We start from the raw sequence: 13,001 nt of genomic DNA, 5'->3' as shown, positions 1-13,001 counted from the left end.
GGCGGTTCTTACACCGAACGAAATCTAGACCGGCCGGATCTGGCCGTCGCCCCAGACGATCCACTTGGTCGAGGTCAGCTCCGGCAGCGCCATCGGGCCGCGGGCGTGCAGCTTCTGGGTGGAGATGCCGATCTCCGCGCCGAAGCCGAACTGCTCACCGTCGGTGAAGGCGGTGGAGGCGTTCACCATGACGGCGGCGGCATCGACGCGGTTGGTGAATTCGCGGGCCGCGGCCAGCTCAGCGGTGACGATGGCCTCGGTGTGGCCGGTACCCCAGGTGTTGATGTGCTCGACCGCCTCATCGAGATCCTTGACGACCTTGAGCGCGATATCGAGGGTGAGGTACTCCTCGCCCCAGTCCTGATCGTTGGCGGGCACCAGTCCGGGAAGGTCGCCGTGCACGGTGACGCCATGACGTTCCAGCGCCTCGATCAGCCGGGGCACCGCGGTGGTGGCGATCGCGTCATCGATGAGCACCGTCTCGGCGGCATTGCACACGCTGGGACGGCGGGTCTTGGCATTGATCAGGATCTGCTCGGCCATCTCCAGATCGGCGGCTTCGTGCACGTAGACGTGGCAGTTGCCGGTGCCGGTCTCGATGGTGGGCACCTGGGCATCGCGGACCACGGCATTGATCAGACCCGCGCCGCCGCGTGGGATGACCACGTCGACCAGGCCGCGGGCCTGGATCAGATGGGTCACGCTGGAGCGGTCGTGGCTGGGCAGCAGCTGCACCGCATCCGCCGGAATGTCCAGTGCGACAAGGGCTTCCCGCAGCACAGTGACGAGGGCGGCATTGGAGTGCGCGGCCGAGGAGGATCCGCGCAGCAGCGCCGCATTGCCGGATTTGAGCGCGAGTCCGAATGCGTCGACGGTGACATTCGGGCGGGCCTCGTAGACCATGCCCACCACGCCGAGCGGCACCCGGACCTGACGGATCTCCAGCCCGTTCGGCAGCGTCGATCCACGCACGACCACACCGACCGGATCGGGCAGCCCGGCCACTTGGCGCAGGCCGGAGGCGATGCCGTCGATGCGCGCCTTCGTCAGCCGCAGCCGGTCCAGCAGGGACTCCTCGGTCCCCGCCGCCTGCGCGGTCGCGATGTCCTCGGCGTTGGCGGCGAGCACGGTATCAGCCGCCGCGAGCAACGCATCCGCGGCCGCACGCAGCGCCTCGTTCTTCTGCGCCGTGGTCAGCTGCGCGAGCACCCGCGAAGCGACCCGAGCCTTGCGCGCGGCATCGTGCACCGTCTCGCGGATATCCTGCTCGGTCGTGGTTCCAGCCGTCATGGGTAACAGCCTACTGACCGGTGCGAAAGCGGTTCCAGCCACGGCGCGGACCGGCGGCCCCGCGATACTTGCCGGATGGAACTGCTGCTGCTCTTGATGGTGGCACTGGTGGTCGTCGGAGTGGGCGTCGGGCTCGTCCTGCTCATCGTGCAGTCCGGATCTCGCAGACCGAGCCATCCCGCGCAATCGATGACACTTGGGTGGTATCCGGATCCGGCGAATCCCGGCGCAGTGCGCTGGTTCGACGGACAGCAGTGGACGCCGCAGCCGCGGACACACTGACACTGCCCCAACGCGTCTTCCCGGATCCACGCCGCATATCGGACCGGCACATCGGCCTCGGTCCGGTCCGAGTTCTCAGCCTTGACAAGCCGATACCTTGCATATCGGACCGACCAGCGCCTGGTCCCGATAGGTACATGAAGGAGACCTCCGAGTGAACAGAGCTGCAAGGTGGCTCACCGATCAGTGGAGGATCTGGATCACGGTGCTGGTCGTGGCTGTGGTGGCGGGCATCACCGCGGTCGTGTGGGTGAACCGATCGCCTGTGCAGCCGCAGGAGATATCCGCGAGTGGCGGCCGGTTCCGGATTTCGCCCCGGCTCGACTCCACTCCGGTGCCGCAGTGGACATTGCGCGCGGCCGACTTGTCCGATGAGGCCGGTGCGGTTTTGCTGGCCGCGCCGCAGACCCTGAGTCGCTACTACGGCTATGGCTCACCGATGGACACCGGGACGATGATCGTCGCCGCAACCGCGGTGCCCGGCGCGCCTGCGCCGGGTGAAAATGCTGGATCAACCGTCGGTCGAGTGCGGATGCACGGCATCGATCCGGACACCGGCCAACTGCGATGGACGACCGATGTCGGCGAACTCCTCGGCTGCCGTGAGCAGGTATCCGACGGAAAGATCGCCTGCCACGGCACGAATCGGGTGTTGATCATCGAGGCTGCCACGGGCGCGGTACTCGGAGACCATGCGACGGACTTCGAGGTCATGGACGTGGCGGTGCGCCATGGCGTGGTTTCGGTAACCGGCCGAACCGCGGACTGGATGACCGCCGTCGTCACACGAGGGACCGTTTCCGCTATCGACGCCACTTGGCGGCGGACGTATCCGACGCCCGTTCCCGGCGATCCGGTCAGGCCCAGGATCGCGCAGGACTACTTCATGGACGGGCACGACCATGGCGTTCGCGTCTACGATCTGCGCACCGGCGATTTGCTGTTCACCGGCCCCGTTGGCCATACGTTCGACGGCGGCATTGTCGCTTCGCAGGTGATCGGCCGCGACCGGGGCCCGGGACGGGTCACGCTTCTCGATCGCAATGGCCACCCGATCACCGAGGTCAGCAACGCGAGCTTCCTCCTCGAGTGGTACCCGACCGCTACCGCGACGCCGCCGCCGATCCTCACCGGCGAAAGTGCCTACGAGCGAACGACAGGCCGAGTCCTCTGGACCAATGCGCAGATCGGCATCGACGAGCACACCGGACGTATGCCCGCCGTAGAAGGAGTAGTGGCCAACACTGTGATCGTCCGATCGCTCGATGGATCACAGCTAGCGGGCCTCGATCTCACGGACGGACACCAGATCTGGCAGCAGCCGACGCCGTTCGCGAACACCGCACGCTACGACGGCATAACCGACGCGAGTCACCTCATCCTGACCGACGGCACCACCGTCCATGCGATCGACCCCGGAGACGGTTCGAGCGCTTGGTCGATGCCGTTACCGCCCAGTGGTAGACCCAACTTTCGCACGGCGGTGAAGGCAATGGGTGGCCGCATGGTCACCGTGACCGCGCAGGAATTCACCGGATACGGTGCGGCATAAGATCTTCGGCATTCAACCGCAACCTCACCGGTGAATTCACTTGGCGATCGCAAGGGCCCCGAACAGCCGGGCCGGCAGCTGGTTCCGTATCCAGAAAGCTCCTGCCCGTATCGTTGCTCGAGCGGTGGGTTCCGTCGAACGTAGTCGAATGGTGGTCGCCCACGCCGAATTCGACCGCCATGTCACTACGCTCGGCGAGCTGCCGGAGGCGGATAGCGCAGCAAGCAATCTGGACGCGGCACTACTTCCGACCTATGCCCGTGCGGGCCATTCACGTGATCGATGCCGGTCAGTCAGATCGTGCGCCGTTGCTCCCGGGGCCAAGGGATTCAACCCAATATTCGTGCCGTACCGCGTCCCACAACCGCGCCAGTTCCGGGAACCGCTCGCGGACCTGCACCAGATCCGGCGCGGCGACGACGCTCGGCATCGAGATCAGCGTTTCCGATTCGGATAGATTGCGCACCAACATCATTCGAATGCAGCAATTGTCGATCCGCCAGATCGCCTGCCAACCGTCCACCTCGGTGCGATGCTCGCTCATCCCGGACCGACTACCCGTGGCCACCGCCGTCCGCGCCCGGCAGCCTTAGTTCGGTGAGTTTGTCCAGCACGTCACGCAGGGTTCGCAACGTCGGCCCGCCGTCCGCGCGCACCTGGCTGTCGAGCGGCGGGAATTCGAGTCCCCTCGCGGCAGCGCGCTCACGCGGTGTCAACGACTGCGGCGCAAGGCGACCCGCATCGACCAGCGTGTAGTACGCCGCCGCCTTCCACACGCACCGCCCGATCCGACAGGCGCGATGCTGGCGCATCTGCTCGTGCGCCAACTCGATATCGGCATACCCGCAAACACTCGGCGGCGCCAGGATCGTGTCCTCCCCCATCACGCCGCCCCGGTCTCGATTGCCGGGTGCGCGACCCGGGCCCATGTCGTTGCGGGACAAACGGTTTCGAGATCGAAGTCGTCACAGACCCGCGCCGGTTGATCATCGACCTGTGCCAGGTCGTAGACCACGATCGCGGCCACACCGAGCCCGGACGCGATGCCGAGGGCATATCCGATCGGATCGGGGGTGTCCTGCGGCGGCCGTATCGTATACACGTATTGATAGCCCAGTAGCCCGGCGTGCTGCATCACCGCGCTCGCGTGCCTGGGTGCAGCGAGTCCGGACACGTCGCCGCGCACGAATCCCACCGCCTTCGGCGTGTCGAATCGCCCGGTATCTCGTTCTGCCACTTGATTGTTCGTCATCGCTCCGCCCCGTCGATCGATGGATTACGGTGGGTGGCGGCCGAGCAGGTCTCGCATCAGTTCTCATCTCGAACGCCGTCCACAGCACAGCATCAGCAACTGCTCGCGACCAGCAGAAGCGAGAACTCGATTGCGATTGCTCCAAAGCGCCAGAACAGAACTCGGTTCCGTGATGAAAACAGGCTCAGTTTCCGATCCGACATGACTCGATTCCAGGAGACCCCCGTGACCAGCACCGAAGAGGATGGCCCATCGTCGACCCTGCCGCGCCGCCAGCTCGGACGCTTCCTTCGCGACCGTCGAGAAGCAACCGGATTCACCATCGCCGAAGCCGCCAAATTGGTCGACCTATCGCGAGCCGTGCTGCAGCGCATCGAGACCGGACAGATTCAGAAGGTCCAGAGGCAGGATGTGCAGGCGCTATGCGAGGTGTACGACGTTGGACGCGAAGACACCCGCGCCGCAGTCGATCTCGCGACCCAGGCCCGGTCCAAGAATTGGTACCACGTATACGGCGGCCTCTATGGCAATGCATTCAACATGTACGTCGGACTCGAAGCGGCTGCCCGTCGGCTGACCACCTACCACGAGCAATCGATTCCCGGCCTGCTCCAGACCAGTGACTACGCACGGGCGATCATCGCCGCGTTGCCCGGATTCACCAGCCCCGAGGACGTCGACCGGCGCGTCGAACATCGAACGAAACGGCAAGCGCTAGTCACTCGTAGAACGAATCCTGTCCACATGAACGTTCTGCTACACGTTTCGGTGCTCTACCGGGTGATCGGCAGCCCGAGAATCATGGCCGCTCAGCTGAGGCACCTCGCCGAGATGTCGAAGCGGCCCAACATCACCTTGCGAATTCAGCCGTACAGCGCAGGGCTGACGTGGGGAATACCTCGTGGCTCGTTCATCATCCTCGACTTCGACCGAACCGCCACAGGGGACCCCGTCGAACCCACCGTGGTATTCATTGAAGGCGGAGCTGCTCAGGACGTGTACCTCGAAAAGCCCGACGAAGTTCGGCACTATGTCGACCTTGCTACAGCCATCGAGGACACCTGTCTGGGCGAGGTAGAAAGCAGAAGCCTGCTGCGGCAGGTGGCGAAGGAGCACGAGCGTGGTGAACGTTGACCTATCCAAGGTGACGTGGTTCAAGAGCAGCTACAGCGAAAGCGCCGCCCAATGCGTCGAGGTGGCCTGGCTCGACGGAGACAGAGTCGGCGTCCGAGACTCGAAGAATCCGACAGGCCCAGCACTGGTATTCACTCCCGGCGAGTGGGATGCCTTCACCCAGGTAGTAAAGGGGCACAAGAGTGATCAACGCTGAACTATCCGGGGTGAACTGGTTCAAGAGCAGCTACAGCGAAGGCAGCGCCCAATGCGTCGAGGTGGCATGGCTCGACAGAGACAGAGTCGGCGTCCGAGACTCGAAAAACCCAACCGGCCCAGCACTGATATTCACCCCTGGCGAGTGGAACGCCTTCACCGCAGGCATGCAAAATGGTGAGTTCACCCGGCCCACCGCGTAACAACTCCCCTACCCGACCACAGTCAACGGCCTCAGTCCCACACGTAATGGACTGAGGCCGTTAGGTTTTCAGCCCAACGTATCCAGATCGACCACTGAGCAGTGGCGAGAGACGCTTCGAAGATGCGTACGTCGACCCGCCGCTGCCACTCCGGCGGTCATCCAGTCCGCGACATAGGAATGCTTCGGCTATTACGAGCCCGACCACATGAGGCGTGTACCGGCCCTACTTGTGGTCCGCAGCCGAGAACGACGTGTCGATATCGAGCGCGTGGGCGATAAGCGGCCAGGACCGGACCAATTCGTCGGCCCAATACGGCCACGAATGCGTGCCGGTGGGCCGCAGGTTCACCGTCGCGGGAATCCGCAGTTGTGCCAGCCGATCGGAGAGCTTGGCGAGGCATGCGTACGCGCCTGCTTCCAGGGGGCCACCAACGGTGATGGCGTCGGTGAGGTCGTCCACCTCGCCGGAGATATCGTGTTCACCCGGAATCCCGCTGCCGCTGGACAGGTAGATTGCGGTGCCGCGCAGAGCTTCCGCGTGTGTCATGACATCGTGGGCGAGCCAGTCGGGATCGTCGACGGTCCCGAACATGTTGTCCGGGTCGCCGCCGTAGGTTTTCACGATCGCGCGGGCCTGGGCTTGACCGGCCCCTGGGGCGACGCTGTAGCAGCCGCTGTGGGCCGCCACCGCCCGGTAGGCGCCCGGGTTGCGCATCGTCAGCATCATCGCGGCCTCGCCGCCCATCGACACGCCTTGGATTGCCTTGTGCCCGTTGCCCTCGAATTGGGCGTCGATCAGTGGGGGCAGTTCGCGGGTGAGAAAGGTTTCCCATTTGTTGGTGCCCAGGACGGGGTCTCGGCGTTGCCAGTCGGTGTAGAGGTTGGCGGGCCCTCCGGTGGTCAGCACGACGTTGACGTTCTTGTCGGCGAAGAACTCCACAGCGTGCCCGTACTCGGTCCAACTGCTGGCGTTCTCGGGAGCGCCGCGCCCGTCGAGCATGTACAGGGTGGGTCGCGGCCGGCTGCGGTCGGCCGGGAGCAGCATCTGCACCTGTACGACCCGGTTCATCGACGGCGATTGCACGGACACCCTCAGCCAACGGTCGGTGATCGGCTCGATCCTGGTAATGACCGGCTGGGCAGGAAAACCGGTGCCGCTCTCGGCGGGAGCGTGATATCCGCCCGGCGGGCCGAGGTCCGGGCCCGACGTAGGCGCCTCGGCAACAGCCGTGCCGACGGCCAGCAGCACTACCGACACTACCGAGGCAACCTCGCCGGCAACCCGCAACGTCGCGGCCCACCACGCTGGACGCTCGAGTCCGATATCGGAGCTTTCGGGTAATTCATCCCCTTTGGTCCGTACGCCGACGCTGACCGACCGTGCTGCGGGTTCTCCGAGATAGCAAGACACACCGCTAAGTAAAGATCACAAAGCTACTTTTCTCACTGCTGGGCGGATTGATTCTGCTTTAGTTGTCGCGGGTGTTTGGATGATGCTGGCGGCGCCGTGTGCCCGAGCCCGCCACCGATCGCCGTCCCACCACGGCCCGCGATCTCCACACCATGGGCTTACCCGATGGCCGATACCTGTTGCGCCACAACGACAATGTCCTTCGCGACGACCCCGCCGGCCCCCAACTCCTCCAATCCCACTTGCAGAGCTGCCTCGACAACACCATCCGCCAATTCCGCGAGGACAACGACCCCAACTACACCTACGCCTGTGGCAACCGTCACCGGCTTTTTCTATGTCGCTCTTGCGGCGAGTGATGTCACCACAAGCCCCCTCGCCTTGTTTGATAAACCGAATCTGTGCGATATCGCGTCGCATCTGCACGCGCAAAAAGGACTGGGCGGCCGATGCCGAGGTCAAGTGTTTCGATGCGACCGGTAATCCGACTCCTGGCGAATGGGATGCATTCGCGGCAGGCGTGCAAGACGGCGAGTCGACCCCGCCCATCACGTAACAGCTCCCCGAAGCGATCGGGGTCAACAACCTCGGTTCGACACGTAATGGATCTGAGGTCGTTACTGTTTCGGCTCTCCGGAGTGGATCTCGTTCAGGATCTGTCGCAGGAAAGGCCGAGGTGGCTGGCCGGATGCCTCTGGGGCAGCGAGCAGGGTTTCCACGATCGGACCGATCGCGGGGGCGCTGTCCACGGCCATCCGGACGAGACCGAGTTCGGCGCACCGAGAAAGTGCCGGAGTCAGGCAGGCAATCGCCTGTTCGGTGCGTCCGGCCACGGAAAGGCAACCGCCGTATAGCAATTGGGCCTGCAGAAGCGCGCGGGGGCGAGGTTGGGTGCGGATTTCGGCGACGATCTGTTCGGCGGCGGCGACGCCGCGCTCGATGGCGGCCGGTGACTGTTGGGCAAGCAGGAGACGAATGGCCGACTCGTGGGTGAGTTCGGCGGTGACCGCGAGTGGGTGGTTCGGTTGCCGCTGGTAGGTGGGTAGGTGTTCGAGTGTCTGCCGGTCTTCGTCGGTGATCGGCAGACCCAGTCGTACCCGCTCGTTCACAATGCGGGCGGTCAGCCGTGGCAGAGCGATGTGCTCCGCGACCGTTTGCCCGTCGTCCAACCGTCGACGTGCAGCATCGAGGTCACCGCGCATAGCCACCAGCCTGGCACCGGTCCCGTAGGCGGCGACCAGGAATTCCATGGCGCCGGTCGCGACGCCGGGACCGAGTGCCAGCAGCTCGGCGGCTTCGGCGTATTCCCCTTTCTGGTAAAGCAATTCGCCGAGCAGGCCGCTGGCCATCCTGGTCGCGTAGGATTGGCTGCCGGTATTCCGAGCGAGGGTGAACGCGGAGCGGAAGAGCTCCTCGGCTCCGGCGATGTCGAGTTGTTCGGCGGCAGCCTGGCCGGCGATGCAGGCGCCATATACCACGCCCGCCGGGCCATTGATGCGGGTCCGGTAGGGCTCGGCCCATGCGTGCCAGCGGCGGGCACCCGCGAAATCGAAACGATAGTAGGCGGCCGCTTCCGCGGTGGTGGCCGCGACGCTGGCGAAGAACGGTCGTACCGACCGCTGCAGCCATGCCACCGCGGCATCCGGGAAATCCTTGAACCGGTCCGTCACAAGATATTCCGCGGCTCGCGTCACATCGGCCTGGATGCGCAGATCCGCGATCCCGGGATCGTCCGGTGCGGCGGTTGCCAGTGCCGCGTCAACGCGTTCCAGCGCGGTCCGGGTGGCGGCGGGACGCTGAAGCGAGATGTTGGCCCAGGCCACCGACAGTTGCAGCCGTGGATCGGCAACCGTGATCTCGGTGGGCAGCTTCTTCACCAGGCCTAGGAAAGTGGCCATGCGGGAATCTTCGATCAGCGTGTCGGCGTGTTCTTGCACCAGCTGTTTCGCCTGCTCGGCGGCGCCGGCCGCGAGTGCGTGATCCACGGCTTCGGTGAGCATTTCGTGCCCCGCGAACCAGGTCGACGCGATCAGATGGAGCTGTTCGAGCAAGCCGGGATGCTGCCGGATCAGTCTGCGGCGCAAGAAGTCCGCGAAGAGCGCGTGATAGCGGAACCACCGCAGCTCGTCATCGACGCTGCGCAGGAACAGGTCTCGGCGCCGCACCTCCTCGAGCTGCTCCTGCCCGGACCGCACTCCGGTCAGCGCCTCCGCGAGATCTCCGCAGATGGTGTCGGTGACGGCGGTCCGAATGACGAAGTCGAGCATCGCCGGTTCTAGCTCGCCGACGACGTTTTCCATCAGGTATTCGCCGATGGCGTAGTGCTGCCCTGTGATCTGGTCCAGGTAGCCCCCGGGATCCTCCTTGCCGCGCAGTGACAGTGAGGCGAGCTGCAACGCCGCCACCCAGCCCTCCGTCGACTCGCGCAGCCGATCGACGTCGGCGTCGGAAAGGTGCAATCTCTTCGCACCGACCAGGAAATCCGTTGTCTCCCCGGAATCGAAGCGCAGTGCGCTCTCGTCGATTTCCACCAGTTCGTCCTGAACGCTCATGCGCCCCAGTGGAAGACCGGTGCGAGTGCGGCTGGTGACGATCAATCGCAGGTGGTCGCCCCCGTTGTCGAGCAGGAACTCCATCGCGGCGAGGGTCGCCGGACTGGTCACCAGGTGCCAATCGTCGATCACGACGGCAACGGGCTCCGCACTGTCGTCGATCTCGTTGATCAGGGCCGTCATCACCTGCTGCGCCGCGGCGGCGGAATGCTCCTCGAGAATCTGCGCCAGTTCGATCGCCAGCGTGGGACGAACCTGGCGAATCGCCTCCACCAAGTGGCTCAGGAACCACACGACATTGTTGTCGTCCTCCGCGATCGCCAGCCAGGCAGCCCGGATGCCGACCACGTCGAGGGCGTGCGCCCACTGTGCGGCCAGGCTGCTCTTGCCGAAACCGGCGGGGCCATGAATGAGGACCAGCCGCTTGGATTGTCCCTCCCGTAAGGTCTCCAGCAACCGCGGGCGATTCACCAGCCGGCGCAGCGTCGTCGGTGGACGGAACCGGGTCTTCGGGGCCGATTGCGGCGGCAACGCGATTGCGGCGGCCGACATTGTCGACGAGATCGGCCGACCGCCCGCGACCGACACCGTTTCGACGGATCCGTCATGCTCCGGGGCGGCCATCGTATCCACCGGCAGCCCGCAGGCGAACTGCGCGGTGCGCAACCGTTCACCGAAGTCCTGGGCAGTGGCCGGGCGGAGAGCGGGGTCGGCGGCCATCGCGGCTTCCAGGATGGCGCACACCATTGCCGGTACCCCGGCAGATCGCAGGTCAGGGACAGGTTCGGAGGTGATGCGCACGAACTGCGCCACCATCGACTCGCCCGCCTGGCGCTCGAACGCGGCGTGGCCGGTGAGAGCCGCGAACAGCGTCGCACCCAGCCCATACATATCCGAGAGAACCGTCGGAGGTTCGCCGCGTATTACCTCCGGAGCCGTGTAGGCCGGGGTCCCCGCGACAAGCCCGGCCGCTGTCTCGAACGCGCCGCCGACGCGCGCGATACCGAAGTCCGCCAGCTGCGGTTCACCGTAGTCGCTGATCAGCACGTTAGCGGGATTGACGTCGCGATGGATGACACCGCAGGCGTGCGCGGTCGCCAGCGCGCCCGCCAGCTTCACGCCGACGGCCAATACCTCCTGCCACGGCAACGGGCCGTCCGCGCGAATCCGCGCGTCGAGTGAGCCTCTGGGGTGGAAGGGCATCACGATGAACGGCCGGCCGGTCGGGGTGACGTCGGTCGTCAGCACCTGGACGATGTTCGGGTGGGTCGAGAACTTCCCCAGCGCTCGTTGTTCACGCAGGAAGCGGATCCGGTCCTCGTCGTCGACCGTGGATCCGAGAACCTTGACCGCCACGTCCCGATCGAGTGCGGACTCGGTGCATCGGTACACGATGCCGAATGCGCCGCGGCCGATCTCTTGGGCATCGGCGAACCCGGCCGCAGCCAGTTCCGCTGCGATGCCGAAAGTCAGGTCGCGTTGCGTCCCCTCGGCCTTACCGTCGGACACCGACCGCTCACCCGATCACAGGTGCGGACTTCCCGGAAATTCGCGCGTTTGCGGCGGCCTGGCACTCCGACCGCACCACGAGCGACTCATGTACTTACCTCTCGAGGCGAAAACCAGCTGGTCCCGACAAGTCGATCATAAGCCGCGACGACAGGGACAGCGGGCGAGCCGCCGAACTGGCCGCAGCGCGACGAGGTAGGCCGAGTCCGTCCCGAAGCGGGCGAGGGCGGATTATCTTGGGACTCATGCCCACCATGCCGGATCGGATACCGGCCGAGGGTGCCCACGATGCGTTGATCGGGCACCTCGAGGCCCATATGGTTGCCCTGACTTTTGTGGACAATGCCGGGATAACCAGGGTGAAGACGGTGCCGAAGGGGCGGTTGGCACATGCCGCCAAATTCGGGATCGGAGTGTCGCCCTGTTTCGAGACGTTCACCTTCGATGATCTGATGTCGGTCGGGCGGTATCTCGGAGGGCCCGATGGTGATCTGCGGCTGATTCCCGATCTGTCGCGATTGACCGAACTCGCCTGTCAGCCGGGGTGGGCTTGGGCGCCCGCCGATAAGTTCACCCAGGACGGCACCCGCTTCGTCGCCTGCCAGCGCGCCTTCGCGACCCGGCAGGCACAGGCCGCGCAGAATGCCGGTCTGCGGCTGTCGATGGCATTCGAGACGGAGTGGTCGGTCGGGCGCGGAGATGTCGAAAACGATTTCGTCCCAGCGGTATTCGGACCGGCCTATAGTTTGATCCGGTTGAGTCAGGTGGGCGAGTACGCCAGTGATCTCGTCGCGGCGTTGGAGCGTCAGGAGGTCGCTGTCGATCAGTTGCATCCGGAGTACGCGCTGTCGCAACTGGAATTGTCGGTCGCACCCAATGATCCGGTCGCTGCCGCGGATGACGCGATCCTGGTGCGGCACACCATCCGGCAGGTGAGCGCGCAATACGGCTGGCGCGCGCTGCTCGCGCCGTGTATCGAGCCCAACGGTGCGGGTTCCGGTGCGCACCTGCATTTTTCGCTGCACGACGACGAAGGACCGCTCTTGGCGCAGGGCGACGGACCCTACGGCATGCGCAGTGCGGGCGAGGCGTTCCTGGCCGGTGTGCTGCGGGAACTGCCCGCATTGGTAGCGATCGGCGCGGGCAATCCGGCGAGTTTCCTCCGGCTGCAACCCTCACGGTGGGCCGGGGTCTGGCAGTGCTGGGGCCGGGAGACACGGGAGGCGGCGCTGCGTTTCATCACCGGCGTGCAGGGCACCGAGGAATGGGCCGCCAATGCCGAGGTCAAATGTTTCGACGCGACCGGCAATCCGTATCTGATCGTCGGTACGGTCATTGCCGCCGGACTCGCCGGTATCGCCGAAGAACTGCGGTTACCCGCCGAAATCACCGGCGATCCAATGGGATTCGATGCGGAACAACTCATGCTGTCGGGTGTGCGGCGGTTGCCGACCAGTTCGATGGAGGCCGCCGACGCACTCGCCGACTCCAAGGTGCTTGCCGAGGCACTCGGGGTCGAACTGCACGACGCGCTGCTCACCGTGCGCCGCGCCGAGGCCGAACGCTATCGGGATATCAGCCCGGCCAAGGTGATCGAGATGACCCGCTGGCGGTTCTAG

General features: G+C 65.3%; 13 protein-coding genes. 6 read left to right on the top strand and 7 right to left on the bottom strand.

Annotated elements, in window-relative coordinates:
- Positions 1-24: 24 nt before the first annotated feature.
- A complete protein-coding gene (locus ACIBW7_RS11995; RefSeq protein WP_397046267.1) occupies positions 25-1,290 on the bottom strand; it encodes a glutamate-5-semialdehyde dehydrogenase in 1,266 nt (421 codons plus the stop codon).
- A gap of 75 nt (positions 1,291-1,365) precedes the next feature.
- Between ACIBW7_RS11995 and ACIBW7_RS11990 the strand changes: the two genes are divergently transcribed.
- Positions 1,366-1,572: a DUF2510 domain-containing protein gene (locus ACIBW7_RS11990; protein ID WP_397046266.1), complete on the top strand. Its 207-nt coding sequence runs from the start codon at positions 1,366-1,368 to the stop codon at positions 1,570-1,572.
- 154 nt (positions 1,573-1,726) lie between these two features.
- On the top strand, positions 1,727-3,124 hold the full coding sequence (locus ACIBW7_RS11985) for a PQQ-binding-like beta-propeller repeat protein (protein WP_397046265.1): 1,398 nt from the start codon (positions 1,727-1,729) through the stop codon (positions 3,122-3,124).
- A gap of 289 nt (positions 3,125-3,413) precedes the next feature.
- On the opposite strand, the gene ACIBW7_RS11980 is transcribed toward ACIBW7_RS11985, so the two are convergent.
- Genes ACIBW7_RS11980 through ACIBW7_RS11970 form a run of 3 tightly spaced genes read right to left on the bottom strand, consistent with a single transcriptional unit; the run spans position 3,414 to position 4,376 of the window.
- Positions 3,414-3,668 (bottom strand): hypothetical protein, encoded by a 255-nt coding sequence (locus tag ACIBW7_RS11980; RefSeq protein ID WP_327096284.1) that lies wholly within the window; start codon positions 3,666-3,668, stop codon positions 3,414-3,416.
- A gap of 10 nt (positions 3,669-3,678) precedes the next feature.
- Positions 3,679-4,008: a hypothetical protein gene (locus ACIBW7_RS11975; RefSeq protein WP_397046264.1), complete on the bottom strand. Its 330-nt coding sequence runs from the start codon at positions 4,006-4,008 to the stop codon at positions 3,679-3,681.
- Entirely contained in the window at positions 4,008-4,376 is a 369-nt protein-coding gene (locus ACIBW7_RS11970; protein ID WP_357469994.1) for a hypothetical protein, read from the bottom strand. The genes ACIBW7_RS11975 and ACIBW7_RS11970 overlap by 1 nt, the downstream gene beginning before the upstream one ends.
- 33 nt (positions 4,377-4,409) lie before the next feature.
- Here ACIBW7_RS11970 and ACIBW7_RS11965 point away from each other — a divergent pair, with 33 nt between their 5' ends.
- Genes ACIBW7_RS11965 through ACIBW7_RS11955 form a run of 3 tightly spaced genes read left to right on the top strand, consistent with a single transcriptional unit; the run spans position 4,410 to position 5,908 of the window.
- Complete coding sequence (locus tag ACIBW7_RS11965; protein WP_397046263.1) at positions 4,410-5,510, top strand: helix-turn-helix domain-containing protein; 1,101 nt, start codon at positions 4,410-4,412, stop codon at positions 5,508-5,510.
- A complete protein-coding gene (locus ACIBW7_RS11960) occupies positions 5,497-5,706 on the top strand; it encodes a DUF397 domain-containing protein (protein WP_397046262.1) in 210 nt (69 codons plus the stop codon). The genes ACIBW7_RS11965 and ACIBW7_RS11960 overlap by 14 nt, the downstream gene beginning before the upstream one ends.
- Positions 5,693-5,908 carry a DUF397 domain-containing protein gene (locus ACIBW7_RS11955; RefSeq protein ID WP_397046261.1) on the top strand — a complete coding sequence of 72 codons (216 nt, stop codon included), beginning with the start codon at positions 5,693-5,695 and terminating at the stop codon, positions 5,906-5,908. Before ACIBW7_RS11960 ends, ACIBW7_RS11955 begins: the two co-directional genes overlap by 14 nt.
- 225 nt (positions 5,909-6,133) lie before the next feature.
- On the opposite strand, the gene ACIBW7_RS11950 is transcribed toward ACIBW7_RS11955, so the two are convergent.
- The 3 genes from ACIBW7_RS11950 to ACIBW7_RS11940 form a co-directional block, all read right to left on the bottom strand.
- On the bottom strand, positions 6,134-7,321 hold the full coding sequence (locus ACIBW7_RS11950) for an alpha/beta hydrolase (protein ID WP_397046260.1): 1,188 nt from the start codon (positions 7,319-7,321) through the stop codon (positions 6,134-6,136).
- Positions 7,322-7,479: 158 nt separating this feature from the next.
- Positions 7,480-7,647 carry a hypothetical protein gene (locus tag ACIBW7_RS11945; RefSeq protein ID WP_397046259.1) on the bottom strand — a complete coding sequence of 56 codons (168 nt, stop codon included), beginning with the start codon at positions 7,645-7,647 and terminating at the stop codon, positions 7,480-7,482.
- Between the two features lie 291 nt (positions 7,648-7,938).
- Positions 7,939-11,382, bottom strand: coding sequence for a protein kinase (locus ACIBW7_RS11940; RefSeq protein WP_397046258.1), 3,444 nt, complete (start codon positions 11,380-11,382; stop codon positions 7,939-7,941).
- 245 nt (positions 11,383-11,627) lie between these two features.
- Between ACIBW7_RS11940 and ACIBW7_RS11935 the strand changes: the two genes are divergently transcribed.
- The gene (locus tag ACIBW7_RS11935; RefSeq protein WP_397046257.1) at positions 11,628-13,001 is read left to right on the top strand and encodes a glutamine synthetase; all 1,374 of its coding nucleotides are present in this window, start codon (positions 11,628-11,630) and stop codon (positions 12,999-13,001) included.

The organism is Nocardia sp. NPDC049526, from assembly GCF_044465765.1.
GTDB lineage: Bacteria > Actinomycetota > Actinomycetes > Mycobacteriales > Mycobacteriaceae > Nocardia.
The sequence above is the reverse complement of the archived record's forward strand: the minus strand, read 5'-3'. Positions and strand labels throughout refer to the sequence as shown.